Here is a 26,303-nt window from a genome sequence, read left to right on the forward strand (position 1 = left end):
CTCAATATAAAACATCGTTTCATTTTCAACTTTTATACGAGAAATTCAGCTGCCATACCACCCCTTTTTGTCCGGGATTTGCTCTTGCGCATAACCATGCACGCGGAAACCTTTACGTTGCTTAAAGTGTGCATTATTCGCTTGATCCATCATTCAGGCTGCGTATAATGCCCCACAATTTGCCAGGAGGAAGCATGGTCAAACATGGTCGACAGAGTGCCGTAGCGCGTCTTAAAACAGACGCTGGCCTGCCGTTTTTCTTCCCGTTGCAATCCCTATTCCAGAAGCCCCTCATTTGAGGGGCTTTTTTTTGCCCGGCGTCAGGAGATAAAAATGAATCCGCTTTATCAAAAACACATCATTTCCATCAACGACCTCAGCCGTGAAGAGCTGGAGCTGGTTCTGGCAACCGCGGCAAAACTGAAGGCCAATCCACAACCCGAGCTGCTGAAGCACAAGGTGATCGCCAGCTGCTTCTTCGAAGCCTCCACCCGTACCCGTCTGTCGTTCGAGACCTCCATCCACCGTCTGGGCGCCAGCGTGGTGGGCTTCTCCGACAGCAGCAACACCTCGCTGGGCAAAAAAGGCGAGACTCTGGCGGACACCATCTCGGTGATCAGCACCTACGTTGACGCCATCGTAATGCGTCACCCGCAGGAGGGTGCCGCGCGCCTGGCGACCGAGTTCTCGGGCGGCATTCCGGTACTGAACGCCGGGGACGGGGCTAACCAGCACCCGACCCAGACCCTGCTGGATCTGTTCACCATTCAGGAGACCCAGGGCCGTCTGGAGAACCTGAACATCGCCATGGTCGGCGACCTGAAATATGGCCGCACCGTCCACTCCCTGACCCAGGCGCTGGCGAAGTTCAACGGCAACCGCTTCTACTTTGTCGCTCCGGACGCGCTGGCGATGCCGCAGTACATCCTCGATATGCTCGATGAGAAAGGCATCCAGTGGAGCCTGCACGCCAGCATCGAAGAGATGATGGCCGAGGTGGATATTCTCTATATGACCCGCGTGCAGAAGGAGCGTCTGGATCCCTCGGAGTACGCCAACGTCAAGGCACAGTTCGTTCTGCGCGCCAGCGACCTCGAAGGCGCGCGCAGCAACATGAAGGTGCTGCACCCGCTGCCCCGTATCGATGAGATCACCACCGACGTGGATAAAACGCCGCACGCCTGGTACTTCCAGCAGGCCGGGAACGGCATCTTCGCTCGCCAGGCGTTACTGGCACTGGTTCTGAATCGCGACTTAGCTCTGTAAGGGGAAATGACCATGACACACGATAACAAACTCCAGGTCGAAGCCATCAAACGTGGCACCGTAATTGACCATATCCCTGCGCAGGTGGGCTTCAAGCTGCTGACCCTGTTCAAACTGACTGAAACTGACCAGCGCATCACCATCGGCCTGAACCTGCCTTCCGGCGAGATGGGCCGCAAAGATCTGATCAAAATCGAGAACACCTTCCTGACCGACGAGCAGGTTAACCAGCTCTCCCTGTACGCGCCGGATGCTACCGTGAACCGCATTGACGACTACGAAGTGGTGGGTAAATCCCGTCCGAGCCTGCCGGACCGCATTAACGGCGTGCTGGTGTGCCCGAACAGCAACTGCATTAGCCATGCTGAGCCGGTAAACTCCAGTTTTGCAGTGAAAAAACGCGCCAATGACATCGCACTCAAATGTAAATACTGCGAAAAAGAGTTTTCCCATAATGTGGTGCTGGCCAACTAATCGCAGTGGTAATGCATGCCTGCCTCTCTATAATGGCAGGCATATTCATAACGCTGTTATTCAGGAGAAATCATGACCAAAGTACTCGCGACGGAAAATGCACCTGCAGCTATCGGCCCATACGTTCAGGGCGTTGATCTTGGCAGCATGATCATCACCTCCGGCCAGATCCCGGTGAACCCAAAAACCGGTGACGTGCCGGAAGATGTCTCTGCGCAGGCGCGTCAGTCGCTGGAAAACGTCAAAGCGATCGTCGAATCCGCTGGCCTGAAAGTGGGCGATATCGTTAAAACGACGGTATTCGTGAAAGATCTCAACGACTTCGCCACCGTTAACGCCACCTATGAAGCCTTCTTCACCGAGCACAACGCCAGCTTCCCGGCGCGCTCCTGCGTGGAAGTGGCGCGTCTGCCAAAAGACGTGAAAATCGAAATTGAAGCGATTGCCGTGCGTCGCTAATAGTTGATTTTAATATGCAAAAGGCAGCCTGAGCTGCCTTTTTTATTTCCTGAATACACAGAGCGAAATAACCTTCAAGCATTTTCATTATTCTTTTTCATCGCAGCTTAAAATGACTAATTTTTTATTCCGGACGACACTAGCCGTGCCCAAAAAGCATTAATCCCCTTTAATGGAATAAAAAATGAAACTGTCTAAAATTGCATTGGCACTTGCCACACTCACGGTTGCTTCATCGGCTTTAGCTCATGGTTATGTAGAATCTCCAGCCAGCCGCGCTTATATGTGTAAGCTCGGTAAAAATATCGACTGCGGCACTGTGCAATATGAACCACAGAGCGTAGAACGCACTTCCGGCTTCCCGACTGGCGCACTGCCACCGGATGGACAGCTGGCCAGCGCCGGTATTTCCCAGTATTCTCAGCTGGACAAACAGAGCCTGAATGCCTGGACCAAAACCCCGATCACGGCGGGTGCAAATAAATTTACCTGGTTCCACACCGCACCACATAAAACTGTTAACTGGCGCTGGTATATTACCAAGCAAGACTGGAATCCAAATAAACCGCTGACCCGCGATCAATTTGAATCCACCCCATTCTGTACTGTTAACGGTAATGGCCAGGCACCTGCTCAGCGTCAGGAAATGAATTGTAATGTTCCACAGCGTACTGGCTACCAGGTTATTTACGCAGTATGGGAAATTGCCGATACCACTAACAGCTTCTACCAGGCGATCGACGTTGATTTCGGTAACGGCGGCAACGTCACCCCAGACGAAACCCCAGCAGTAGTTTCCGAGTGGACCAAAACGCTGGACGGCCAGATCTCTGGTAACAACATCAACGCAGGCGACAAAGTTATCGCTCGCTTCTTCGATGCGAATGGCGAAGTTAGCTCCCTGCGTACCGAACTGACTGTCTCCTCTGCGTCCCAGGGTCAGGCAAGCCAGTGGTCCTACGACCTGGCACAGGCGATCAACGCGGCACACAGTGATGTGCGCGTCGGTATGAAAGATGAAAGCGGTGTGGTTAACCCGGTTCACGGCGCGAACAACGTCTACGTGAAAGACGGCAGCTCGCTGAAATCTGTCGCCATCTCTTATGAAGAGCAGCAGACTCAGGCCAGCGAAGATATCGCTGTGTCCAACGTGCAGTTCAGCAAAATCAAAGATGGCGCGGCAACCGTGACCTTCCACGTCAACACCCAGGGTGATGTAAACCTGGAAGCGCGCGTGATGAACCACGCCGGTGCTGAAAAAGGTTATGTGAAGCAGGATATGAATAACGCCAACCAGGACGTTACCATGAACCTGACTGACGTGACCCCGGGTCACCACATGCTGAAATACTACGCGACCAACAAAGATGGCGTAATGTTCGCGCAGGACGTAATTGACATGATGCTGGAAGGCGAAGCGTCAAACACCGACAACGGTGCAGCGGGTAACTACGAGTTTACCTTCCCACAGAACCTCTCTTCTTACAAAGCGGGTACCGTGGTGCTGCAGCCAAAAAATGGCAAAACGTACCAGTGTAAGCAAGCGCCATACAGCGGCTACTGCGTCCAGTACAAACCTGCCGCTAACCAGTACGAACCAGGTGTAGGTTCCCACTGGCAGATGGCGTGGACCCTGAAGAAGTAAGGTGTCCTGATGCCCGGCAAACAGGCTTGTGCGGTCTGTTTGCCGGGTGGCGGCTTCGCCTTACCCGGCCTACGGGTTGGTGCGGACGTTACAGGCCCGGTAAGCGTAGCGCCACCGGGCATTTTTTACTGATTGCGCGTCGCGCGCAGCAATTTTTCCAGCGGGTAAACCGCTGCAATCACCACTTCATCCTGAATCTGTGCCGCCTTATCCAGCTCCCCTTGAATCGACGCAATCTCGGTATCATCCAGCGTTCCCTGACGCGCCACCAGATCCGTTAAGCGCAGCCCAATCGCCGCCAGTTTATCCACCGTCTGAATCACCGGCTTCATCGTTTTTAACTGATAGCTGTTCTCAGCCAGCGCCAGCGCGTCCGGAGTATTGCTCTGCCAGCGGGTAAACAGATGACGCAGCGACTCGGCGCTTTCACTCTCTTCCGCATCGCTCACCAGCCGCTCGGCCCAGCGGTTCATCTGCCGCACGGTGTTGCTTTCCGGCGCCAGGGCATCCGCCAGGCGGTTCAACGGCTCAAACAGATCGTAGTTCCCGGCCTGGAACTTGAGATGATTGCGGGTGTAATACTGGGCAGGCTCCAGCGCCTGAGCGAGGATGTTCAACGGCATGGTGTCGGTGGTGTTTGCCAGACGGGTGAACTGCACCTGCTGGCGGGCATGCTGCTGCAGACCCACCGAGACCGTCGACCAGCTGTCCATCGCCTGCAGGCGGCTGTACATGTTATCCACGTCGTTCACCTCCTGCGCCGACCACAGCCGCTCCGCCACCGCAAATGCCCGCGGCCACAGCTTGATATCCAGCACCGGGGCGGCAACGTTTTCTGCCCACAATGCCGCCTCACCGCCCAGCAGATTGGCCTGCTGGCTGGCATCCGGCACCGCCGGGGCGATCCCTTCCGGCACCGCATCCAGCCGCTGGCCGGTCACCGGGTAGCGGCTGTTGCCCAGCAGGAAATAGCCCTCAATCTTGTCGTCTTTCACCGTCACCACCGGACGGGTCTCCCCCATCCAGGTATCGACGGTAAAGCTCACCTGGTTGTCGCTGCGCCAGTCGATCTCCTGCACCGCCCGCCGGGATTTGCCAGCGAAATCGATAAATCCGCGCCAGCCCGTGTCGCCTTTCACCAGCGTAAAGCTCCCCTCCACTGGCTTGCCCTTCAGGCGCGGCAGGGTGAAGGACCAGCTCTGGGCGCTGTCGCGGTCAGTGATCGCGTCCACGTTGTTCAGCCCCTGAGGCACGATCTCATTCCGGTAGTGATAGGCGGTGTACTGAGGCTGATCGAGATAAAAGCCGGTGGAGAGGATCCCTTTGTAGCCCTGCTTCGCCACCTCGCCCAGCGCGTCCTGCCCCTGCCAGGACTGGATCAGGATGCTCTTCGGCAGATCCGGGTGGAAGATCTCGTCCCAGCCCACCATCTGGCGCTGGTTTTTCTCGAGGATCGTCTCCAGCTTGCGATTGAAATACGCCTGCAACGCGTGGCTGTCGGCCAGCTTGTTGTCGCGCATAAACTGCTGGATCGCCGGATTGGCTTTCCACTGGCTGTCATCTACCTCATCGCCACCGATATGCAGGTAGGGATCCGGGAAGATCGCTGCCAGTTCGGCGATCATCGCGCTGGCAAAGGTATAAGTGGCCTCTTTGGTGGGATCCATTACCGGCTTGAGCACGCCCCAGTGGCGCTCCATCTCATAGGGGCCGGGGGCGCTCATCAATTCCGGATAGGCCACCGCAATAGCCGAGGCGTGGCCGGGCATGTCAATTTCCGGCACCACGCGAACGCCACGCGCGGTGGCGTAGCGCACCACGTCGCGCATCTGATCCTGGGTGTAGAACAGGCCGTCGCTGGCCAGCTCGGTCAGTTTCGGGTAGCGCTTCGAGGCAAAGCGCCAGCCCTGATCGTCGGTTAAGTGCCAGTGCAGGACGTTGAGCTTCGCCGCCGCCATGCCGTCGATCTGACGCTTGATGTCATCGAGCGGAATAAAGTGACGGGCCGAGTCGAGCAGCAGGCCGCGCCACGGGAAGCGCGGCGCATCCTCAATGGCGACCCACGGCAGGGAGGTGTTCTCCGGGCCATTCTGGATCAGCTGGAGCAGGGTCTCCATCGCCCGCAGGGCACCGAAGCGGGTGTTAGCGGTGATAGCCACCCCGCTGGCGTCGACGGTGAGTGTGTAGCTCTCATCGCTGTCCGGTTTGGGTTGCGGAGCCACCTTACGGGCGATGGCGATGGTCACCGTCGGTTTTTCCGGTTTGTCGGTCTGCGGCCGGAGCGTCCAGCCGGTTTGCAGCGCCACCCGCTGACGCAGACGGGTCACCGCGTCGCCGAGATCGTCCCCGGTGACGCTGACGGAGAAGTTATCGTTGATGACCAGCGCGCCCTGAGTGGCAGGACGTTCGACCTTCGCAGGCCAGGGCATCAGGGGGAGATCGCCTGCCGGGGCGGCAAACGCAGAAAAACCGAGCATAAGCCCGGCGGTCAGGAGGCTGTACCGTAACATGAATGTTCCTTATTTGACGGGCCGAAAAAAGGCAAAACATTCTGTTAACATGTGCGCAAATTAGCGTCAAGCGCGGCGGGTGACGGCGATCACAGGTTGTTGAATTTGGGAGGAAACGGATCCCTCTCCCCTCACCCTAACCCTCTCCCCATAGGGGAGAGGGGATTGCACGGAGCCGTCTTTTCTCCCTTGCCCCTTTGGGGAGAGGGCCGGGGTGAGGGGTAAGGTTTCACTGCCACCCGTACCGACGGCTATAGAACCCTTTCACCATCTGGGTCAAAACCATGTACCCGGCAAGGATCGCCATCAGCCACGGGAAGTAGCTCAGCGGCAGCGCCTGCAATTGCAGATACCCCGCCAGCGGCGAGAACGGCAGCGCGATGCCGAGCACCATCACCAGCCCCGTCATTACGATCAGCGGCCAGGCGGCGCTGCTCTGCAGGAACGGAATGCGCCGGGTGCGGATCATATGCACAATCAGGGTCTGCGACAGCAGCCCGACCACGAACCAGCCGGACTGGAACAGGGTCTGCTGATCCGGGGTGTTGGCGTGGAACACAAACCACATCAGGCAGAAGGTCAGAATGTCGAAGATCGAGCTGATCGGGCCGAAAAAGAGCATGAAACGGCCGAGTTCTGCCGGCTCCCAACGTTGCGGCTTCTGGATCTGCTCCTCGTCGACGTTATCAAACGGGATCGCCACCTGGGAGACGTCGTACATCAGGTTCTGGATCAGCAGATGCAGCGGCAGCATCGGCAGGAACGGCAGAAACGCGCTCGCCACCAGTACGCTGAAGACGTTGCCGAAGTTGGAGCTGGCGGTCATTTTGATGTACTTGAGCATATTGGCGAAGGTGCGGCGGCCTTCGATCACCCCCTCCTCCAGCACCATCAGGCTCTTCTCCAGCAGAATGATATCCGCCGCTTCCCGGGCGATATCCACCGCGCCGTCGACGGAGATGCCGATATCCGCCGCACGCAGCGCCGGCGCATCATTGATGCCATCCCCCATAAAGCCCACCACATGCCCCTCGCGCTTCAGCAGGGTGACGATGCGCTCTTTATGCATCGGGGTCAGGCGCGCAAACAGCGTGGTGCGCTTAGCCAGAGACGCCAGGTCGTCGTCGGAGAGCGTTTCGATCTCGCTGCCCGTTACCACCTCACCCGGGTCCAGCCCCACTTCACGGCACACTTTCGCCGCCACCAGCTCGCTGTCGCCGGTAAGGATTTTCACCGTAATGCCGCTGGCTTTCAGCGCTTTGAGCGCCGGGGCGGTGGTCTCTTTCGGCGGATCGAGGAAGGCGATATACCCCTCGAGGATCAGATCCGATTCGTCGATGCGCTGGTAATCCCCAACGCGGGCCGGCAGGAACTTGCTGGCTACCGCCACCACCCGCAGCCCCTGGCGGTTGAGGTTGTCGGTGACGCGCCGGATGCGCCGCAGCATGCTGTCGTCCAGCGGGACAATTTCACCGTTATGCCACACCTGCGTGCAGACGCTGAGGATCTCCTCCAGCGCTCCTTTGCAGATCAGCTGATGCACGCCCTGCTCTTCGCTCACCACCACCGACATGCGGCGGCGCTCAAAATCAAAGGGGATCTCATCCACCTTCTGCCAGCGGGTTGAGAGGGTACGGGCGGCGGCTTCATCCACCCCTTCCAGCACCGCGACGTCGAGCAGGTTCTTCAGCCCGGTCTGGTAGTGGCTGTTCAGCCAGGCGGTATTCAGTACCCGCTCGCAGACCTTGCCGGAGACGTCGGTATGGTGCTCCAGCACGATCTTGTCCTGGGTCAGGGTGCCGGTTTTGTCGGTGCAGAGGATATCCATCGCGCCAAAGTTCTGGATAGCGTCGAGGTGCTTGACGATCACCTTTTGCTTCGAGAGTTTTACCGCTCCGCGCGCCAGGGTCGAGGTAACAATCATCGGCAGCATCTCCGGAGTGAGCCCCACCGCCACCGAGAGCGCGAACAGCGCCGCTTCCCACCAGTCGCCTTTGGTATAGCCGTTAATCAGCAGCACGATGGGTGTCATCACCAGCATAAAGCGGATCAGCAGCATGCTGACGCGGCCAATCCCCTGCTGGAAGGCGTTGGGCTCGCTCTCCTGCTCGCTGACGCGCCCGGCCAGCTGGCCAAACCAGGTATTGCCCCCGGTGGCGATCACCATCGCCTGCGCCGTACCGCTGACCACCGTGGTGCCCATAAAGCACAGGGTGTCGCACTCGAGCGGGTTGCTCTGCTGCGGATCGCGGCTGTGGGCGACTTTCTCCACCGGCAGGGATTCACCGGTCAGCGAGGCCTGGGCCACAAACAGGTCCCGGGCCTGGAGAATGCGTAAATCCGCCGGGATCATGTCCCCGGCCGCCAGCTTCACCAGATCCCCCGGCACCAGCTGGTCAATAGGCACCTCCCGCCAGCCGCTTTCGCCTTTATCGTTAAGGGTGCGTAAGACGGTGGCGGTGTTGCTGACCATCGCCTTCAGGGCATCCGCCGCCCGGGTGGAGCGGGCCTCCTGGATAAAGTTCAGCAGCGTGGAGATACCCACCATCAGGCCGATCACCCCGGCGGCAAACAGGTCTTCGGTGGCATAGGAGATAAGGCCCAGCACCGTCAGCAGCAGGTTGAAGGGGTTGCGATAGCAGATCCAGAGATGCACCCACCAGCGGGCCGGTTTTTGCGCCGGGATCTGATTCTCGCCGTGCATGGCGCGGGCGGCGTCGACCTCTGCGGCCGTCAGCCCTTCCGGGTGGCTGGTAAAGCTCCGCCACAGCGCGGGCTCGTCCATCGCGGCCACCCGCAGACAGTGAGCGGCAAGCGCACCGGGGATGACGGTATCGGTTTTGCCTGTTGCCATCGGGTCGCGCTGCACCAGACGGCGCGGCAGGTGGCGGCTCAGCCGGGTAAACAGCTGTTGGGTGAAGTTTTTGAACATAATGCGTCTCCCGCCCCCGTAAAAACGGAGGCAGTCTTGCCTTCAGGCGTGACAAAGCCATACCTGAAAGGCGGTATCAGTTATGCAGGGACGCAGAAAAACGTCACTGCCTTACGCATCCGGTAAGGCAGTGAGAACAGGCTTACCGGAAAGAAAGGGGTCTCCCTGGGGGGAGAGGGGTGGGATCGGGATCCATATCGCCTCCGGTAAGTAAAAAAAGCGTAAGTCGGCGCGCAGTATAGTGTTTTAGCCGTACCGCTCGTGACAATTCGGGCGGTATGATACCGCCCAGGAATTAAACCAAACGTAAACCAGACTTTGCCCATTGCGGAACCGGACACCCGATTTAGGCTTAATGATTATTTCATCAATGCGTTACAGGAATGAAAGCATGCAGAATCGCCTCACCATCAAAGACATCGCGCGTCTGAGCGGCGTGGGTAAATCCACCGTCTCACGGGTGCTGAACAACGAAAGTGGTGTCAGCGAGCGCACCCGCGAACGCGTCGAGGCGGTGATGAATCAGCACGGGTTCTCCCCTTCTCGCTCGGCGCGCGCCATGCGCGGGCAGAGCGACAAAGTGGTGGCAATCATCGTTACCCGTCTGGATTCGCTGTCGGAAAACCTGGCCGTGCAGACCATGCTGCCCGTCTTCTACGAGCAGGGCTACGATCCGATCATGATGGAGAGCAAGTTCTCGCCGCAGATGGTGGAAGAGCATCTCGGGATGCTGAAACGCCGCAACATCGACGGAGTGGTACTGTTTGGCTTTACCGGCCTCGGCGAGCAGATGCTCGGATCGTGGCAATCGTCGCTGGTGATGCTGGCCCGCGATGCCCGCGGCTTTGCCTCGGTGTGCTACGACGATGAAGGGGCGATTCGCGTTCTGATGCAGCGCCTGTACGACGGCGGTCACCGCCATATCAGCTATCTTGGCGTGCCGCACAGCGACGTCACCACCGGCCAGCGCCGCCACAATGCCTACCTCGAATTCTGCAAGCAAAACGCGCTGCCTGCGGTGGCTGCGTTACCCGGGCTGGGGATGAAACAGGGCTATGAAAAGGTGGCCGACGTGCTGACCCCGCAAACCACTGCGCTGGTCTGTGCCACGGATACTCTGGCTCTGGGCGCAAGTAAGTACTTACAAGAGCAGCGCCTCGACAACCTGCAACTGGCGAGCGTGGGCAACACGCCGCTGATGAAGTTCCTCCACCCGGAGATCATCACCGTCGATCCGGGCTACGCCGACTCCGGCCGTCAGGCCGCTATGCAGCTGATTGAGCAGATAAACGGCCGCAGCGAACCCCGCCAGATCGTCATTCCCGTCACCCTCTCCTGAGCGTCAAAAGACGCTTTATTGTGATCCTCGCCCGATTTCGGGAACGTTCCCATTTTCCGCGTTACGCTGAAAGAGTAGGCTTGCCTCCAGTCCATAACCCCTACCATCTGTCATGAGGTTTCATGATGAGCAAAGTAAAACAAACGGATATCGACCAGCTGATCGTGCTGGTTGGCGGACGTGACAATATCGCCACCGTCAGCCACTGCATTACCCGCCTGCGTTTTGTGTTAAACGATCCGGCCAGGGCCAACCCGAAAGCCATCGAAGAGCTGTCGATGGTGAAAGGCTGCTTCACCAACGCCGGGCAGTTCCAGGTGGTGATCGGCACCGAAGTCGGCGACTACTACAAGGCGCTGCTGGCCACCACCGGCCACTCGTCGGCGGATAAAGAGCAGGCCAAGAAGGCCGCGCGCCAGAACATGAAGTGGCATGAACAGCTCATTTCACACTTTGCGGAGATCTTCTTCCCGCTGCTGCCGGCCCTGATCAGCGGGGGCTTAATCCTCGGTTTCCGTAACCTGATCGGCGATATACCGATGAGCGACGGCAAAACCCTCGCCCAGATGTATCCGGCCCTGCAAAGCATTTATGACTTCCTGTGGCTGATTGGCGAGGCGATCTTCTTCTACCTGCCGGTGGGGATCTGCTGGTCGGCGGTGCGCAAAATGGGCGGCACGCCGATTCTGGGTATCGTGCTGGGCGTGACCCTGGTCTCTCCGCAGTTAATGAACGCTTACTTACTTGGGCAGCAGGTGCCCGAGGTGTGGAACTTCGGCCTGTTTACTATCGCCAAAGTGGGCTATCAGGCGCAGGTGATCCCGGCCCTGCTGGCCGGTCTGGCGCTGGGGATGATTGAGACCCGCCTCAAGCGCATGGTGCCGGATTATCTCTATCTGGTGGTGGTGCCGGTGTGTTCCCTGATCATCGCAGTGTTCCTCGCCCACGCCTTTATCGGTCCGTTTGGCCGCATGATTGGCGACGGCGTGGCGTACGCGGTGCGTCACCTGATGACCGGCAGCTTCGCTCCGATTGGCGCCGCGCTGTTTGGCTTCCTGTATGCCCCGCTGGTGATCACCGGCGTGCATCAGACCACCCTGGCAATCGATATGCAGATGATCCAGAGCCTCGGCGGCACCCCAGTGTGGCCGCTGATTGCCCTGTCGAACATTGCGCAGGCCTCGGCGGTGACAGGCATCATCATCGTCAGCCGGAAGCATAACGAACGTGAAATCTCGGTTCCGGCGGCGATCTCCGCCTACCTCGGGGTCACCGAGCCGGCGATGTACGGCATCAACCTGAAATACCGCTTCCCGATGCTCTGCGCGATGATCGGCTCCGGGCTGGCGGGCCTGCTGTGCGGCCTGAACGGCGTGATGGCCAACGGCATCGGCGTCGGTGGCCTGCCGGGCATCCTCTCTATCCAGACCAGCTACTGGCAGGTCTTCTCCCTGGCGATGGCCATTGCGATTATCGTCCCGATGGCGCTGACCACCATTATCTATCAGCGCAAGTTCCGTCAGGGCACTTTGCAGATTGTTTAATCTCTTTCGGGGCGCCGTTGCGCCCCTTCGCATTTGCAGGAACGCATCATGAATACCCTTCCTCACTGGTGGCAGAACGGCGTCATCTATCAGATCTACCCTAAGAGTTTCCAGGACACCACCGGGCGCGGCACCGGGGATTTGCGCGGCGTGACCCAACGTCTCGACTACCTCAGCACACTCGGTATCGACGCCATCTGGCTGACGCCGTTTTATATCTCTCCGCAGGTGGATAATGGCTACGACGTGGCGAACTACGTCAGCATCGATCCGGCCTACGGCACCCTGGATGATTTCGACCAGCTGGTGGCCGAAGCCCATCAACGCGGGATCCGCATCGTGCTGGATATGGTGTTTAACCACACCTCAACGCAGCACGCGTGGTTCCGCGAGTCGCTCAATAAAGAGAGCCCGTACCGGGAGTTCTATATCTGGCGCGACGGCACCCCGGAGCAACTGCCCAATAACTGGCGATCCAAGTTTGGCGGCAACGCCTGGCGCTGGCATGCCGAAAGCGAGCAGTACTATCTCCACCTATTTGCCCCCGAGCAGGCAGATCTCAACTGGGAAAACCCCGAGGTACGTGCCGAACTGAAAAAAGTGTGCGAATTCTGGGCCGATCGCGGCGTGGACGGCCTGCGTCTCGACGTGATTAACCTGGTGTCGAAAGACCAGGATTTCCCGGACGATACCATTGGCGATGGCCGTCGCTTCTATACCGACGGGCCGCGCATTCACGACTATCTGCAGGAGATGAGCCGGGACGTCTTTACCCCGCGCAACCTGATGACGGTGGGCGAGATGTCCTCCACCCGCCTGGAGCACTGCCAGCAGTATGCCGCCCTCGACGGGCGTGAACTGTCGATGACCTTTAACTTCCACCACCTGAAGGTGGATTATCCCAACGGCGAGAAGTGGACGCTGGCGAAACCCGATTTCGTGGCGCTGAAAGCGCTGTTCAGCCACTGGCAGCAGGGAATGCACAATAAAGCCTGGAACGCGCTGTTCTGGTGTAACCACGACCAGCCGCGCATCGTCTCGCGCTTTGGCGACGAGGGCGAGTACCGCGTCCCGGCGGCGAAGATGCTGGGGATGGTGCTGCACGGCATGCAGGGCACGCCTTACATCTATCAGGGCGAAGAGATTGGCATGACCAACCCGCACTTCACCCGCATCACCGACTACCGCGACGTGGAGAGCCACAACATGTTCGCCGGGCTGCGCACCCAGGGACGGGATGCCGACGAGCTGCTGGCGATCCTCGCCAGTAAATCCCGCGACAACAGCCGCACCCCGATGCAGTGGGATAGCTCCGCCAATGCCGGGTTTACCAGCGGCGAGCCGTGGATCGCCCTCGGGAATAACGCCGAAGCGATCAACGTCGAGGCGGCGCTGGCCGATCCGGATTCGGTGTTTTACGCCTATCAGACGCTGATCCAGCTGCGTAAAACCCTGCCGGTGCTGACCTGGGGGGATTACCATGATCTGCTCCCGGATCACCCGTCCCTGTGGTGCTATCGCCGCCAGTGGCAGGGCCAGACGCTGATGGTGGTCGCCAGCCTGAGCCGCGAGTGTCAGCCGTGGCAGCCGCAGGCGGTTGAGGGCGACTGGCAGGTGGTGATGAGCAACTACACCGAAGTGTCGCCGCAGCCTGGCGCCATGACCCTGCGTCCGTTTGAGGCGGTATGGTGGCTGCAGGCCTGACGTTATCCGCCGGGCACCGCACGGTTGCCCGGCGCACGCCTTTTCTGGTGGAAAATCAACCAGATTAGCGCTTGCAGAATTTACAAACCCCGGATCGCCCGCCATCTGTACACTTCGTTTTTTACCTTGTCCTGAATCAAATAAATCGCAAACTTGTTTGATGCAAAGCACTACATATAGAACTTAAAATGCTCGCCGACCCAAGATGTTGTATTCATCGTCTATTATTGCCACAAGACGATGCCAACCACGCTGCGCAAAAGTGTGGATAAAAAGGGTCGATATCAGGAGAAATCGCGGGCGAGTCGGCAGTTACGGTCCCGACCCCTTTCCCTGCCTCTGTGGATAACCTGTTCTTAAAATGGAGTGATCATGACACCGCATGTGATGAAACGAGATGGCTGTAACGTGCCTTTCAAATCAGAGCGCATTCAGGAAGCGATTCTGCGTGCAGCTAAAGCAGCGGGAGTCGATGACGCAGATTACTGCGCCACCGTCGCAGACGTTGTCAGTAATCAGATGCAAAACCGCAGCAAGGTGGATATCAACGAGATCCAGACCGCGGTAGAAAACCAGCTGATGTCTGGCCCTTATAAGCAACTGGCCCGCGCCTACATTGAATACCGTCACGACCGGGATATCGAGCGTGAAAAACGTGGTCGCCTGAACCAGGAGATCCGTGGCCTGGTGGAACAGACCAACTCTGCGCTGCTCAACGAAAACGCCAACAAAGACAGCAAGGTGATCCCTACCCAGCGCGACCTGCTGGCCGGTATCGTCGCCAAGCACTATGCCCGTCAGCACCTGCTGCCGCGCGACGTGGTGCAGGCCCACGAGCGCGGGGATATTCACTATCACGATCTCGACTACTCGCCGTTCTTCCCGATGTTCAACTGCATGCTGATCGACCTGAAGGGCATGCTGACCCACGGCTTTAAGATGGGTAACGCCGAGATTGAGCCGCCAAAATCAATCTCCACCGCCACCGCGGTGACCGCGCAGATCATCGCCCAGGTCGCCAGCCATATCTACGGCGGCACCACCATCAACCGGATCGACGAAGTGCTGGCCCCGTTTGTGACTGCCAGCTTTAACAAGCACCGTCAGACGGCAGAAGAGTGGCAGATCCCGGATGCCGACGGCTATGCCCGCTCCCGCACCGAGAAAGAGTGTTATGACGCCTTCCAGTCGCTGGAATATGAGGTGAACACCCTGCACACCGCCAACGGCCAGACGCCGTTCGTCACCTTTGGCTTTGGTCTGGGCACCAGCTGGGAATCCCGTCTGATCCAGCAGTCCATTCTGCGTAACCGCGTCTCTGGCCTCGGCAAAAACCGCAAAACCGCGGTGTTCCCGAAACTGGTGTTCGCTATCCGCGACGGCCTGAACCACAAGTTCGGCGATCCGAACTACGACATCAAACAGCTGGCGCTGGAGTGCGCGAGCAAGCGCATGTACCCGGACATTCTGAACTATGACCAGGTGGTGAAAGTCACCGGGTCGTTCAAAACCCCGATGGGCTGCCGCAGCTTCCTCGGCGTGTACGAAGATGAAAATGGCGAGCAGATCCACGACGGACGTAACAACCTGGGCGTGATCAGCCTGAACCTGCCGCGTATCGCGCTGGAAGCTAAAGGTGACGAAGCCGCGTTCTGGACGCTGCTGGACGAGCGCCTGCTGCTGGCGCGTAAAGCGCTGATGACCCGTATCGCCCGCCTGGAAGGGGTCAAAGCCCGTGTCGCGCCGATCCTCTATATGGAAGGGGCCTGCGGCGTGCGCCTGAAGGCTGATGACGATGTGTCGGAGATCTTCAAAAACGGCCGCGCCTCTATTTCGCTGGGCTATATCGGCATCCACGAAACCATTAACGCCCTGGCAGGCGATCAGCATATCTACGACAGCGAAACCCTGCGGGCGAAAGGCATCGCTATTGTCCAGCGTCTGCGCGACGCGGTGGACCAGTGGAAAGACGAAACCGGCTACGGGTTCAGCCTCTACAGCACCCCGAGCGAGAACCTGTGCGACCGCTTCTGCCGTCTGGATACCGCCGAGTTTGGCGTGGTGGAGGGGGTGACCGATAAAGGGTATTACACCAACAGCTTCCACCTCGACGTGGAGAAGAAGGTGAACCCGTACGACAAGATCGACTTTGAAGCGGCCTACCCACCGGTGGCGAGCGGCGGCTTTATCTGTTACGGCGAGTACCCGAACATTCAGCACAACCTGAAGGCGCTGGAAGACGTATGGGATTACAGCTATCAGCACGTACCTTATTACGGCACCAACACGCCCATCGATGAGTGCTACGAGTGCGGCTTTACCGGCGAGTTCGAATGTACCAGCAAAGGCTTCACCTGCCCGAAATGCGGTAATCACGACGCCGCCCGCGTCTCCGTTACCCGCCGGGTGTGCGGTTATCTCGGCAGCCCGGATGCGCGTCCGTTCAACGCCGGGAAGCAGGAAGAGGTGAAGCGCCGCGTGAAGCATCTGGGGAATGGGCAGCTCGGTTAATCCCCTCACCCTAACCCTCTCCCCACAGGGGAGAGGGGACTGCACGGTGCGGTCTTTTCCCCCTCTCCCTTTCAGGGAGAGGGCCGGGGTGAGGGTCTCAGCGCGCACGACTTTCTGGACGACTTCTATGCGATATCACCAATACTACCCCGTCGACATCGTCAACGGTCCTGGCACCCGCTGCACTCTGTTTGTCTCCGGCTGCATCCACGAATGCCCCGGCTGCTACAACAAAAGCACCTGGCGGCTGAACTCCGGCATGCCGTTCACCGCAGAAATGGAACAGCGGATCATCGACGATCTCAACGACACGCGCATCAAACGCCAGGGGATCTCCCTCTCCGGCGGCGATCCCCTGCACCCGCAAAACGTGCCGGATATTTTGCGGCTGGTGCAGCGCATTCGCACCGAGTGTAAGGGCAAAGATATCTGGGTCTGGACCGGCTATAAGCTGGATGAATTAAACGATGACCAGATGCAGGTTGTAGAGCTGATCAACGTGCTGATCGACGGCAAGTTTATGCAGGATCTGAAAGATCCGATGCTTATCTGGCGCGGCAGCAGTAATCAGGTGGTGCATCATTTGCGTTGAGTTTTACAGCCGTTGATTTGCGTCACGGTAGACGGCTGATTTTTCGCGTTTTCCCACTGCGACCACAAAAACGGTGATGACTTCATCCCTGACCTGATACACCAGCCGATAACCGGACGCTTTGAGCTTGATTTTGTAGCAGTCCGGCATGTTATGGAGCCTGGCAGATTCTATCCGCGGGTTGGACAGTACGACCTTTAGCCTCTTTTTAAACTGGGTTTTAACAGTCTCACCCAGTTTGTGCCACTCCTTTAGCGCACGCGGATCGAATTCAAGCTCATAAGTCATCCAGACTAACCTTGATCCCTTTTTGCGGATTTGCCAGCCGTTCCCTGACCGTTCTGATCAGCTCGTCTTCGCTGTCGCTCACCGTCACGGTTTTGACCGGCATACGGCCATTTTCTGCGACGTATTGGAACAGAAGCCGGACAGCTTCTGTGGGGGTGATATTCAGTTTTTCCAGCACGGCATAAGCCTCGTTTTTAAGTTTGTCATCCAGACGGACATTCAGCGTGGCCATTATGCCTCCGATAAGATCGAATTTGTAATGCAGTTTAGCATTACAATCGCATTACATCGAATTCTGGATAACGCCTCTCAAAAACGACTCAAACACTCCATCGCCACGGTTTTAAACTCGTCAAAGTCGTGGCAGCCGCACAGTCGGGTCATGGCCCTTTCACGCAGGAAGGTGACGAAGATATCGTAGATCGCCATCGCCTCTTCGTACTCGCTTTTACTGATGGCGAGCAGGAAGATGACGTGCGCGGTATCGTCGCCCCACTGGATGCCCTGCGGGGCCAGCACGGTGTAGACCACGGTTTTTTGCGCCAGCAATCCGAGGGAGTGCGGCAGGGCAATACCGTCGCCGAGCAGGGTGCTGACGATGGCCTCACGTTCCACCACCGAATCGAGAAACTCCGCGTCAACAAACCCCTCCGCCTGCAGCTGACCGCACAACTCGCGGAACAGCGTCTGCTGGTCGATGGGGCGATCGATAACCCGGAAATGGCTGGCATCGAAGAACTTCTCCAGCATCCACGGGCGCGTTCTGTCCACCAGCACCAGCTTGCCGATCTGCTCTAGCTGGTAGTCGGTCGGGAACGGGGCAATCTGTACCACCGGCTTGGCTTTTTCGGCGATCCGCGCAGTGGAGATAACGAAATCTTCGCTGATGCTCTCGCACTGCTCGTACTCCCGCAGCGTCAGGGTGCGCGTCACCTCGATTTGCGGATACTTGCGCTGCAGCACCGCCTCGATCATCCGCACCATCGCATTGCCCGCGTCGCAGACCAGCAGCACCCGCGGCTGGCGCTGATAGCCAATGTTGTAGTGGCGCTCCAGCCCGACGCCGATGTGCAGCACCAGGAAACCGATCTCGTTTTCGCTGATCACGTATGGGGTGTATTTCCCCCAACTGGAGACCGCGGCGAGGGTCATGTCCCACGCCATCGGGTAGTGCTGCTTGATGTTATCCAGCAGCGGATTGGGGATCATGATCTGGTAGCGCACGCGGGTGATCATGGTTTTTATGTGGGTCAGCAGATCCGCGTGCAGCTGGGTGTCGTCGAGCAGGTTGTAGTTAAAGTGGGTGTTGATATAGCGCAGGATGTAGTTGACCAGCGCCTCTTCGTCATCGGCGTTAATGGCGCTGGGAGAGATCTCCTGCACCTGGCGCGCGGCGATATGCACCCCCAGCCAGGTCTCTTCCGCGGGCGAAAGGGTCTTATCCGCCAGCCGGGCGATAGCGCTGGCGATATCCCGGGCGGCATCGCGCACGTTCTCGGCCACCTCTTCAGCGTTAAATTCCGGGAGCGGATAGCCTTCGCTGATGCGTCGCACCGTCACCGCGCCGTAGAGGCGCAAAAACAGCTCGCCTTCGTCGGTGAGGCGAATATGGTGGCGAGTGAAGGTCTCATGCAGGACGGCGGCAAGCTGTTCCGGCACCCCGGCGTTGAGCGCCACTTCCGTCACCAGCGGATTGAGGTTGTCCTGCTGCGCCAGTTGCCACAGCAAATCGGTCAGACAGGCGCGGATCGCCATCTCACTGCCAAACAGCTTCATGCCGTGGCGCGGGCGGGTCTCCAGCGTCAGGCGGTAGCGGTGAAACCACTCCCGCACCTCCGCCATATCGCTTTGCAGCGTGGCCCGGCTGACAAACCACTCGTCGGCCAGATCTTCCAGCTTGAGGGAGAAGGCCGAGGTGAGAAAGCGCACCACCAGGTAGTGCACCCGCTCCGGGCCGGTACGCGGAATACGCAGCATCCGCGGATGGGAATCCTGCAACTGCTGATAGCGGGCCGGATCGTCAATTTTTAGCTGATAGCCGTTCCCGCGGCTGAGTATAAACTGCGCCCCGTTTCCCGCCAGCAGCGCATTGAGTGCGGTAATGTCAGCCCGGACGGTACGCGTGGAGACCGACAACCGTTGCGCCAGTTCATCCTGAGGCAGCGTTTCGTTTTGCAACAGATCGAAAAGTTGCGCTAAACGTTGGTTGGGAAATCGCACGTGGTTGTCCTCTTACAGCTTAGGGTGAAATGACCATCTGGGATGGGCTGCCGACCGGGGTATAGTCTGGTTCGAAACTCAGCTTGCCGTCCTGCGCCACGCGGAAACGGGTGATGTTGTCGCTGCGCTGGTTCATGACGTACAGCCAGCGTCCCTGTTTATCCAGCGTCAGGGTGCGGGGATAATCGCCGCGCGTCCAGACATCGTCCTGATGGGTCAGCGTGCCATCCGCCGTTACGGTAAAGTGCCCGATGCTGTTATGCAAACGGTTAGCGACATACAGCTGTTTGCCATCGGCACTGAGTGCCAGCCCGGCGGCAAAACTGGTGCCTTTGTAACCTACTGGCAGCGCAGAGACGGTGTTGCCCTCTTTCAGGGTGCCGTTAGCCTCCACGGCATAATGGGTCAGCGTAGACGCCTCTTCGTTAATCAGCCACAGGGCATCCCCTTTTGGCGTAAAGACGAAGTGGCGCGGCCCGGCTCCTTTCGAGGAGGCGCTGATAAACGGCGGATCGTTCGGGGTCAGCTTTCCGTTTTGATCGTCAAAGCGGTACTGGTAGATCCGATCCAGCCCCAGATCGGTGGAAAAGACGTATTTCCCGCTCGGATCGGCGGCGATCATGTGCGCATGGGGGCCATTGTGATCGCTGATGGCAAAGCTGCCCTCTGCCGCCGCTTCCGGTTTCGCGGCGCCAGGTTCGCCTTGATCCTGATGTTTGTCGGTGGCATCACCCAGACTGCCGTCTGCGTTGATCGGCAGAACCGCAATCGAACCGCTGACGTAGTTCGCCACCAGCAGATGCTGGCCGTTCGGCGTCAGGGAGAGATACACCGGACCCGCCCCACCGGAGGCCACCTGATTGAGCTCACTCAGCTCGCCGTTATCGCCCACCCGCAGCGCCTGCACCACGCCCTGCTCCACTTCGCTGGCCAGATAGAGCGTTTTGCCGTCGTGCGAGACGGTCAGCTGCGCGGCGTTCGGCAGCGTGCTCACCAGCGTTTTGTTGGCGAGCGCACCAGATTGCGGGTCCAGGGTAAAGCGGTACAGACCTTCACCGTTGGGGTTGTAGGTGCCCACCCAGGCGTACTGCGTCTGGGCGACGGCGGCGGTGGCAAGCATTGAGAGTGAAGCGACAAGCAGGTTACGGGTGTGCATGGTGGCTCCTTCAGGTTTGTGCGGTGTGTTTCCCCTCACCCCGGCCCTCTCCCAAAGGGAGAGGGGGTAAAGGTTCCCTCTCCCTTTGGGAGAGGGGCAGGTTTTACTTCACCAGCTTCTTCGTCATTTCCAGTAGCGTGCGGACATCTTCAGGACGGGTGTCGCCGCTGGCTTTGTCGATGATCGAGCTGTAGATATGCGGAATGATCTTGCTCACGCCCGCGTCGAGAGCGATCTGCAGGATCTCCTCAAAGTTCTCAAGATCGATGCCCCCGGTCGGCTCCAGCCAGAAGTCGTGACGGGCGCAGGCTTCCGCCACCGCCTGGTATTCGTCACGGCATTTCAGGCCGCCCATCGGGAAGTATTTGATTGAGCTGCCGCCGAAATCCTTCAGCAGGGCAATCGCGGTTTCCACCGGCACGATACCGTCCGGTGCCGCACTGCTCAGCGGGCCGGTGGAGATCTTGACCATGCCGACGGTGCCGGTCGGGGAGACCAGGCCGTTGACCACGGATTCACTCTGCCCCAGCAGCGCGCGGCTGGTGGCGACGCCAGTGAAAACCTGGTTCACGTGCTGCGGCTGCACCTGGCGGGAGATCTCACTCACCATCGCCGACTGGTTCGGATCGCCCGCCCCGAGGCCCACGGAGAGCGCATTGTCGATAAGCGCAGCATACTCGCGCATATCGGCCACGGCGCTCTCCACGTCCGGGTAGTTTTTGGAGAGCACGCCCACCAGCACATGGCCTTCTGCCGCCTCGTAGATGGCACTGGCGTTAGCTTTGGAACCGGCCAGCACGTTCAGGCAGACGCGGTCGCGATAAAAATTGGGGGTCAGTTTCATGCCTTTTTCTCCTGGCCTAATACTTCGCTGATGCGGCGATAAACAATGTTCAGTTGGTCAGCGCTGACGCTGCGCACGTCGGCTTCGATGATCCCTTCGTTAGCCTTGTAGCCGCGGAAGTAGATGGCGTATTCGCCCTGCTTCAGTTTCGCAACCAGGTCGCCGGTGCCGACGCCGGTAGTGGCTTCGTCGAACTTGATCTCGGTCCGGGCGATGTCACGCCCGGCGCTGTCCCACACCACGCGGGCGGTGACGCCGTTGAGGGTATTCAGGGCATCGATAAACGGGGTCATCTTCGCCACCATCTCGTCGCCGCTCTCTTTGGTGGCCGTCAGGTAGTGTTCGATGGCGCAGGTCAGACCCAGAATGCCCTCTTTACCCACCTTCATCGCCCGGCCAATGCCCGCCGTCTGACGCTTAACCCACTCAACGTACTGAGTTCGGCCGATCACCAGGCCGCTGGTTGGCCCTTCGATGGCCTTCGCGCCGCTGTAGATCACCAGGTCCGCGCCGGAACGGTAGTAAGCGTGCAGATCTTCTTCCGCCGCCGCATCGACGATCAGCGGCAGATCGTGCTTACGGGCTACTACTGCCGCCTGCTCCACGCTGAGCATGCTCTTCTGCACGCAGTGGTGGGATTTGATATAGAGGATTGCCGCGGTGCGCGGGGTGATCGCCGCCGCCAGCTGATCGGCGGAGCATTCGTTGGCGTAACCGGCTTCCACCAGCTTGCCGCCGCCCAGCGCCACCATGGTGCCGACCGGGGCGCCAAAGTTGACGTTGTGGCCTTTCGGCATGACGATCTCGTTGTTCTCAATCGGGGTGACGTGCAGGTTCTCCAGCAGCCAGTCGCTGTCTTTCACCAGCACCGCCGCCACCGACTGGGCGATGCCCGCCGAGGCGCAGGAGACGATGGTCGCCCCTTCCACATCCAGCAGCTTCGCAATGTACTCGCCGGTTTTGTTCACCAGATCCTTCATCTCGAAGTACTGGTTCATACCCTCCATGGCCGCCTGCACCACTTCCGGGCGCGGGGTGGAGACGCCGAGCGCGGTCATGCGCCCGGAGGTGTTAATCACCTGTTTTAAATTGTATTTCTCAAAAATTGAAGGCATGTTCCGTGCTCCCTTGTTCGGTCATGTAGCCCTTGCCCGCGCGGATCGCGGCAAGCGGCACCAGAATGTGTTCAGCCTGCAGGCTGTCGTTTTCGGCATCCGTCAGCACGGTTGGCTGGCGTTTAATGGTGAACAGCGTCAGGTCGGCGTCGAGGCCTGGCTGAATGCGGCCTTTATGGGCCAGGCGCAGGCCGTCGGCGGCGTTGGCGGTGACGCATTCAATGACCTGCGGCAGCGACATGCCGATGGCGAGGAATTTCGACATCACGCTCGCCAGCGAGCCTACCGGGCCGTTGATGCGGTTGCGGCAGTAGATATCCGAGCTGATGGTGTGCGGCAGAATGCCCAGCGCAATGGCGCGTTTCGCCACCTCAAAGCTGAAGCTCGCCGTGCCGTGGCCCACGTCCAGACGCACGCCGCGTTTCAGGGCGTTGGTGACAGAGGCACGCAGCTCGCCGGACGGGGTCAGAATGCGGTTCGGTTTGCCGTTGTAGCAGTGAGTAATGATGTCCCCGGCGCTCAGCAGGTCGGCAATCTCATCAAGGTTCGGCGGGTTGTTGCCGATGTGCACCATCAGGGGCAGATCGCCGTTCTCTTTCTGGATGGTTTTGGCGCGCTCCAGCGGCGTAATGCCGTTCTCACCGACCACGCTGCTGCTCATGCGCGCTTTCAGGCCGACGATAAAATTCGGGTGGCGTTTCACCGCCTGCTGCACTGCGCTGGCGTCGATATTGGCCATATTGGCCAGTTCGTTCTGGGCAATCAGTCCCACGCGGGAGATGTTCAGCAGGGCAAAGACCTCGGTGGCGGCGTTGCGGGTAATCTCGTAGAAGTCATCCACGTCATCCGCCCCGGTACTGCCCGCGTCCACCACCGAGGTGACGCCGGTGGCAATGCCCACGCTGTCCGGCTCATCATGGTAAATCGGGGAGTTCGGGTAGCAGTGGACGTGGGAGTCAATCCAGCCTGCGCTGACCCAGGTGTCACCGTTCAGCTCAACGGTATGATGGGCGGGATCGGTGATGTCGCCCACCGCTGCGATCTTCCCGTCCTGAATGGCGATATCGGTCAGGGTATCGTCGGTAAGGCGCGCACGGCGCAGGAGTAAATCAAACATGGGGTTCTCCTGATAAGGCGGGCGCCTGAGCGCCCGCGGGTATTAAAGGGCGACCGGGAACAGCCAGCCCAACAGCATCGCGCCGAGGATGGCGCCACCGGTAATCGGCTTCTGCCAGATGTAGAACAGCAGGGCACCTAACAGGGAACCGATGCCGATGGGGATCGACGCGGTCATGGCGCTGAGGATAATCAACGGCCCGAGGAAGCGGCCGGAGGCGTTACCGGCCCCCATCATCACATCCGCCCCGTAAGTGGAGTTGCTCTGGTTGATGGTGAACTTACGCGCCAGGATGATGATGTAACCAATCGCCAGGCCAATCACCAGGCCAGTTGCCAGCGAGGCAAGGAAGTTGGTCACCGGGAACATAATCCCCGCTCCCAGCAGCAGCGCCGGAACACCTAAGCCCACGCCGGTCTGGATCGCCCCGCCAATATCAAGGATCCCTACCAGGGAGCCTTCGATAATACGGGCGAACAGGAAGCTGGCGCCGAAGGCGGCCACCGCGCCGTAGGCACCGGTATCGATGCCCGCTTTCAGCATCGCCACGAAGGCCACTTCGTTAAAGGCACCGATGCCGTAGAGGTAGTACATGTGCGTCCCGGCGAACACGCCGGAAGAGAGCAGGCCAACGAAGATCGGGAACGACCAGTCGGCATACCAAAAACCTTTATTCTGTTCCATTTAGAGGCTCCTGTTACTTGCCGCTGAGCGAGTTGTGGATCATGTCGAGCCAGTTCGGCACGGTCAGATGGAAGGATTCAATCATCTTCATGTCGAAGCCGCGGAAGAAACCACTCAGCACGAACAGCAATACGATGGCGACCATCATCACTTTGGTGACGTGGTTCCAGCCGCTCTCTTCCACACCTTTCCCGATCAGAATCCCCAGCACCAGACCCGGTACGGCGTTACCCATGATCAGCTGCGCCGCGCCGCCAAAGACGGTGGCCCAGAAGCCCGATTTTTTACCCGCGTCGATAGCCGCCAGCCAGAAGATCACCGGCATCACGGTGTTCACCAGCAGGTTTGCCGCCGGTACCAGCACCTTCACGGCGGTGACCTGAAGCGCAGCCGGAACGGACGAGGCGGTGAGGTTCAGGAAGGTGACGACCATCATGCCGATCACACCGCAGGCAATCGCCATTTTGCGGGGATCGTGCAGCGTCTCGCCGACGTTACGGTTTTTGATCATCAGTGCCGCGGCACCCCAGTTCGGGATGATGCGGTGGTCAACGTCCTGGGTGAAGGAACCCGCCGCAACCGACGAGGCCCAGGCGTTGAAGAAGAAGCCTAACCCAAAGGAGAAGTGAGAGGCCGGATCCCCTTCACAGGAGTTCAGCTCCCCCAACGTACGAAATGCGCCCATACCCTGAGTGGTAGGCGCATGGAACATGCGTGCAGCCCCGGCGCCCACGCCGACGCCAACCAGGCCGCCGATGATGAGCGATTTTATTAAAATTATCAGGAACATTAGTCTGCCCTATTAGTAAGAATCAGCGTTGCGTGACAAAGTCCACCTGGTCCAGATTGATGGCAGTCACGTTGACGGTCACATCCAGCTCCACGCTGTAGGTGCGTCTTTCCCGGCGCAAAAAGAAGAACAGAAACGCCTCTTTACGCACCGCTTCTTGCGCCTGAACAACCTGCACATCCTGTGGCTCAATACGCAGTAAGATATGCGGCGATGCTTTCATCACCGCGGCCTGAACGTGGTTCAGCGCGTCGGCAAAGGCGCGCGCTTTGGCGTCACCCTTGCCTTTCACTCTCACCGTGGTGGTGAACTGTTCTTTCATGCTTATGCGCCGTGCTTCTTCTGCCACGCCTGTACCAGACGCTCGCCCAGCTCTTCTTTATCCATAAAGCCAAAACCGAGCACGTTGCAGCCTTCGTTGATGGCGGTGACGCCCTCTTCCACGGAACGCATGCCGTACTTCGCTTTGTAGCCATATTTGGTCTGAGCGGTGATCGCCCCCGCGCCGCCGCTGCCGCAGAAGGAGATGCCGAATGTGGCGTTTTCCGCCTTCATCACGTCACCCAGCTTCATGTCTGCCGCCACGCCTGGCACGACCACGGCGCGACCACCCGCTTTTTCAACGCCTGCTGCAACCTTCTGACCTTTACCCAGGCGATCGCCGATAACGACTGTAATTTGTTCCATAGTGTTGCTCCTTAAAGGTTGTCTTTTGCGACTTCAAAGTGAACGGAGAGCAGCCAGGCTTCTTCATCAGGAAGGTTGCCAAACTGCGCCACGACTTCGCGGGCAAGCCGCATTGATTCAGGTGAAATTTCGTCGAACAGGTCAGCCTCAACCTCTGGCAGCGGCTCGCCGGTCACCGACCGGTGCGCCATCGCGCGAACGTGGGAGGTGAGCATCTGCTCCTGAACGGCATTGGGGATAATGTGGTGATGACTAAGCAGAGTGAACGTCTGCTTGAGCATGGTGTCGGCGAGCTGTTCAGTTTGCGCCGCCTGGTCTCCAGTGTCGTTTATTACCGTTCCGTTAATCACTCGTCTTACCCCGTTATTGGCTCTGGGATAAAACTAACGCCGGGGGTTAATTGTTTGTAGCGAGTTCCTTTCCACT

Annotated in this window: 24 protein-coding genes; 10 read left to right on the top strand and 14 right to left on the bottom strand. The window is 58.9% G+C overall.

Annotated features, from left to right (window positions below; genetic code table 11):
* Positions 1 to 194 precede the first annotated feature (194 nt).
* The 5 genes from LG383_RS16610 (at position 195) to gbpA (ending at position 3,844) form a co-directional block, all read left to right on the top strand.
* Complete coding sequence (locus tag LG383_RS16610; RefSeq protein WP_181247286.1) at positions 195 to 299, top strand: pyrBI operon leader peptide; 105 nt, start codon at positions 195 to 197, stop codon at positions 297 to 299.
* Between the two features lie 34 nt (positions 300 to 333).
* Positions 334 to 1,266: an aspartate carbamoyltransferase gene (gene pyrB, locus LG383_RS16615; protein ID WP_106994112.1), complete on the top strand. Its 933-nt coding sequence runs from the start codon at positions 334 to 336 to the stop codon at positions 1,264 to 1,266.
* Between the two features lie 12 nt (positions 1,267 to 1,278).
* Positions 1,279 to 1,740 (top strand): aspartate carbamoyltransferase regulatory subunit, encoded by a 462-nt coding sequence (gene pyrI / locus LG383_RS16620; RefSeq protein ID WP_106994111.1) that lies wholly within the window; start codon positions 1,279 to 1,281, stop codon positions 1,738 to 1,740.
* Between the two features lie 72 nt (positions 1,741 to 1,812).
* Positions 1,813 to 2,199 (top strand): 2-iminobutanoate/2-iminopropanoate deaminase, encoded by a 387-nt coding sequence (gene ridA / locus LG383_RS16625; protein ID WP_103823057.1) that lies wholly within the window; start codon positions 1,813 to 1,815, stop codon positions 2,197 to 2,199.
* A gap of 184 nt (positions 2,200 to 2,383) precedes the next feature.
* Positions 2,384 to 3,844 (top strand): N-acetylglucosamine-binding protein GbpA, encoded by a 1,461-nt coding sequence (gene gbpA / locus LG383_RS16630; protein ID WP_225759723.1) that lies wholly within the window; start codon positions 2,384 to 2,386, stop codon positions 3,842 to 3,844.
* Between the two features lie 125 nt (positions 3,845 to 3,969).
* On the opposite strand, the gene LG383_RS16635 is transcribed toward gbpA, so the two are convergent.
* Together LG383_RS16635 and mgtA are read right to left on the bottom strand one after the other, a co-directional pair.
* Entirely contained in the window at positions 3,970 to 6,354 is a 2,385-nt protein-coding gene (locus LG383_RS16635) for a beta-N-acetylhexosaminidase (RefSeq protein ID WP_225759724.1), read from the bottom strand.
* A 229-nt stretch (positions 6,355 to 6,583) separates the two neighbouring features.
* On the bottom strand, positions 6,584 to 9,286 hold the full coding sequence (gene mgtA, locus LG383_RS16640; protein ID WP_225759725.1) for a magnesium-translocating P-type ATPase: 2,703 nt from the start codon (positions 9,284 to 9,286) through the stop codon (positions 6,584 to 6,586).
* A 391-nt stretch (positions 9,287 to 9,677) separates the two neighbouring features.
* Between mgtA and treR the strand changes: the two genes are divergently transcribed.
* From treR to nrdG, 5 genes are all read left to right on the top strand, one after another.
* On the top strand, positions 9,678 to 10,625 hold the full coding sequence (gene treR, locus LG383_RS16645; protein WP_225759726.1) for a trehalose operon repressor TreR: 948 nt from the start codon (positions 9,678 to 9,680) through the stop codon (positions 10,623 to 10,625).
* Between the two features lie 125 nt (positions 10,626 to 10,750).
* Positions 10,751 to 12,169 (top strand): PTS trehalose transporter subunit IIBC, encoded by a 1,419-nt coding sequence (treB, locus tag LG383_RS16650; RefSeq protein WP_225760158.1) that lies wholly within the window; start codon positions 10,751 to 10,753, stop codon positions 12,167 to 12,169.
* Between the two features lie 48 nt (positions 12,170 to 12,217).
* Positions 12,218 to 13,873: an alpha,alpha-phosphotrehalase gene (treC, locus tag LG383_RS16655; protein ID WP_225759727.1), complete on the top strand. Its 1,656-nt coding sequence runs from the start codon at positions 12,218 to 12,220 to the stop codon at positions 13,871 to 13,873.
* 372 nt (positions 13,874 to 14,245) lie between these two features.
* Positions 14,246 to 16,384, top strand: a complete 2,139-nt coding sequence (gene nrdD / locus LG383_RS16660) for an anaerobic ribonucleoside-triphosphate reductase (RefSeq protein WP_225759728.1) — start codon at positions 14,246 to 14,248, stop codon at positions 16,382 to 16,384.
* 127 nt (positions 16,385 to 16,511) lie between these two features.
* A complete protein-coding gene (gene nrdG / locus LG383_RS16665; protein WP_225759729.1) occupies positions 16,512 to 16,976 on the top strand; it encodes an anaerobic ribonucleoside-triphosphate reductase-activating protein in 465 nt (154 codons plus the stop codon).
* Positions 16,977 to 16,979: 3 nt separating this feature from the next.
* Here the strand turns inward: nrdG and LG383_RS16670 are convergent, their stop codons facing one another.
* The 12 genes from LG383_RS16670 to LG383_RS16725 all read right to left on the bottom strand — a co-directional run bounded on the left by LG383_RS16670 (position 16,980) and on the right by LG383_RS16725 (position 26,227).
* Complete coding sequence (locus LG383_RS16670) at positions 16,980 to 17,264, bottom strand: type II toxin-antitoxin system RelE/ParE family toxin (RefSeq protein WP_225759730.1); 285 nt, start codon at positions 17,262 to 17,264, stop codon at positions 16,980 to 16,982.
* Positions 17,254 to 17,496, bottom strand: a complete 243-nt coding sequence (locus LG383_RS16675; RefSeq protein ID WP_103178029.1) for a type II toxin-antitoxin system RelB/DinJ family antitoxin — start codon at positions 17,494 to 17,496, stop codon at positions 17,254 to 17,256. Before LG383_RS16675 ends, LG383_RS16670 begins: the two co-directional genes overlap by 11 nt.
* 77 nt (positions 17,497 to 17,573) lie before the next feature.
* Positions 17,574 to 19,484, bottom strand: coding sequence for a transcription antiterminator (locus tag LG383_RS16680; RefSeq protein ID WP_225759731.1), 1,911 nt, complete (start codon positions 19,482 to 19,484; stop codon positions 17,574 to 17,576).
* Between the two features lie 19 nt (positions 19,485 to 19,503).
* On the bottom strand, positions 19,504 to 20,640 hold the full coding sequence (locus LG383_RS16685; RefSeq protein WP_225759732.1) for a lactonase family protein: 1,137 nt from the start codon (positions 20,638 to 20,640) through the stop codon (positions 19,504 to 19,506).
* Between the two features lie 103 nt (positions 20,641 to 20,743).
* Positions 20,744 to 21,484, bottom strand: coding sequence for a KDGP aldolase family protein (locus LG383_RS16690; protein WP_225759733.1), 741 nt, complete (start codon positions 21,482 to 21,484; stop codon positions 20,744 to 20,746).
* Positions 21,481 to 22,599, bottom strand: a complete 1,119-nt coding sequence (locus LG383_RS16695; RefSeq protein ID WP_225759734.1) for a DgaE family pyridoxal phosphate-dependent ammonia lyase — start codon at positions 22,597 to 22,599, stop codon at positions 21,481 to 21,483. Before LG383_RS16695 ends, LG383_RS16690 begins: the two co-directional genes overlap by 4 nt.
* On the bottom strand, positions 22,583 to 23,716 hold the full coding sequence (locus LG383_RS16700) for an amidohydrolase/deacetylase family metallohydrolase (protein ID WP_225759735.1): 1,134 nt from the start codon (positions 23,714 to 23,716) through the stop codon (positions 22,583 to 22,585). Before LG383_RS16700 ends, LG383_RS16695 begins: the two co-directional genes overlap by 17 nt.
* Positions 23,717 to 23,758: 42 nt before the next feature.
* Positions 23,759 to 24,400, bottom strand: coding sequence for a DUF4310 family protein (locus tag LG383_RS16705; RefSeq protein WP_106994094.1), 642 nt, complete (start codon positions 24,398 to 24,400; stop codon positions 23,759 to 23,761).
* 13 nt (positions 24,401 to 24,413) lie between these two features.
* Complete coding sequence (locus tag LG383_RS16710; RefSeq protein WP_106994093.1) at positions 24,414 to 25,190, bottom strand: DUF4311 domain-containing protein; 777 nt, start codon at positions 25,188 to 25,190, stop codon at positions 24,414 to 24,416.
* A 22-nt stretch (positions 25,191 to 25,212) separates the two neighbouring features.
* A complete protein-coding gene (locus LG383_RS16715) occupies positions 25,213 to 25,512 on the bottom strand; it encodes a DUF4312 family protein (RefSeq protein ID WP_006810338.1) in 300 nt (99 codons plus the stop codon).
* 2 nt (positions 25,513 to 25,514) lie between these two features.
* On the bottom strand, positions 25,515 to 25,877 hold the full coding sequence (locus LG383_RS16720; RefSeq protein ID WP_002437459.1) for an SFCGS family glycine-rich protein: 363 nt from the start codon (positions 25,875 to 25,877) through the stop codon (positions 25,515 to 25,517).
* 11 nt (positions 25,878 to 25,888) lie between these two features.
* Complete coding sequence (locus LG383_RS16725) at positions 25,889 to 26,227, bottom strand: glycine dehydrogenase (RefSeq protein WP_106994092.1); 339 nt, start codon at positions 26,225 to 26,227, stop codon at positions 25,889 to 25,891.
* Positions 26,228 to 26,303 lie beyond the last annotated feature (76 nt).

The organism is Leclercia sp. Marseille-Q4284 (assembly GCF_916618945.1).
Taxonomy (GTDB): Bacteria; Pseudomonadota; Gammaproteobacteria; order Enterobacterales; family Enterobacteriaceae; genus Enterobacter; species Enterobacter tamurae.

Bases quoted from the DNA above. Each gene is read 5' to 3' on its own strand.
- pyrI (WP_106994111.1), top strand. From the start codon at position 1,279: ATGACACACGATAACAAACTCCAGGTCGAAGCCATCAAACGTGGCACC.
- treR (WP_225759726.1), top strand. From the start codon at position 9,678: ATGCAGAATCGCCTCACCATCAAAGACATCGCGCGTCTGAGCGGCGTG.
- treC (WP_225759727.1), top strand. From the start codon at position 12,218: ATGAATACCCTTCCTCACTGGTGGCAGAACGGCGTCATCTATCAGATC.
- LG383_RS16670 (WP_225759730.1), bottom strand. From the start codon at position 17,264: ATGACTTATGAGCTTGAATTCGATCCGCGTGCGCTAAAGGAGTGGCAC.
- LG383_RS16685 (WP_225759732.1), bottom strand. From the start codon at position 20,640: ATGCACACCCGTAACCTGCTTGTCGCTTCACTCTCAATGCTTGCCACC.
- treB (WP_225760158.1), top strand. From the start codon at position 10,751: ATGAGCAAAGTAAAACAAACGGATATCGACCAGCTGATCGTGCTGGTT.
- nrdD (WP_225759728.1), top strand. From the start codon at position 14,246: ATGACACCGCATGTGATGAAACGAGATGGCTGTAACGTGCCTTTCAAA.
- mgtA (WP_225759725.1), bottom strand. From the start codon at position 9,286: ATGTTCAAAAACTTCACCCAACAGCTGTTTACCCGGCTGAGCCGCCAC.
- pyrB (WP_106994112.1), top strand. From the start codon at position 334: ATGAATCCGCTTTATCAAAAACACATCATTTCCATCAACGACCTCAGC.
- LG383_RS16700 (WP_225759735.1), bottom strand. From the start codon at position 23,716: ATGTTTGATTTACTCCTGCGCCGTGCGCGCCTTACCGACGATACCCTG.
- LG383_RS16635 (WP_225759724.1), bottom strand. From the start codon at position 6,354: ATGTTACGGTACAGCCTCCTGACCGCCGGGCTTATGCTCGGTTTTTCT.
- LG383_RS16690 (WP_225759733.1), bottom strand. From the start codon at position 21,484: ATGAAACTGACCCCCAATTTTTATCGCGACCGCGTCTGCCTGAACGTG.
- LG383_RS16720 (WP_002437459.1), bottom strand. From the start codon at position 25,877: ATGGAACAAATTACAGTCGTTATCGGCGATCGCCTGGGTAAAGGTCAG.
- nrdG (WP_225759729.1), top strand. From the start codon at position 16,512: ATGCGATATCACCAATACTACCCCGTCGACATCGTCAACGGTCCTGGC.
- LG383_RS16715 (WP_006810338.1), bottom strand. From the start codon at position 25,512: ATGAAAGAACAGTTCACCACCACGGTGAGAGTGAAAGGCAAGGGTGAC.
- LG383_RS16610 (WP_181247286.1), top strand. From the start codon at position 195: ATGGTCAAACATGGTCGACAGAGTGCCGTAGCGCGTCTTAAAACAGAC.
- LG383_RS16705 (WP_106994094.1), bottom strand. From the start codon at position 24,400: ATGGAACAGAATAAAGGTTTTTGGTATGCCGACTGGTCGTTCCCGATC.
- LG383_RS16695 (WP_225759734.1), bottom strand. From the start codon at position 22,599: ATGCCTTCAATTTTTGAGAAATACAATTTAAAACAGGTGATTAACACC.
- gbpA (WP_225759723.1), top strand. From the start codon at position 2,384: ATGAAACTGTCTAAAATTGCATTGGCACTTGCCACACTCACGGTTGCT.
- LG383_RS16710 (WP_106994093.1), bottom strand. From the start codon at position 25,190: ATGTTCCTGATAATTTTAATAAAATCGCTCATCATCGGCGGCCTGGTT.
- LG383_RS16675 (WP_103178029.1), bottom strand. From the start codon at position 17,496: ATGGCCACGCTGAATGTCCGTCTGGATGACAAACTTAAAAACGAGGCT.
- ridA (WP_103823057.1), top strand. From the start codon at position 1,813: ATGACCAAAGTACTCGCGACGGAAAATGCACCTGCAGCTATCGGCCCA.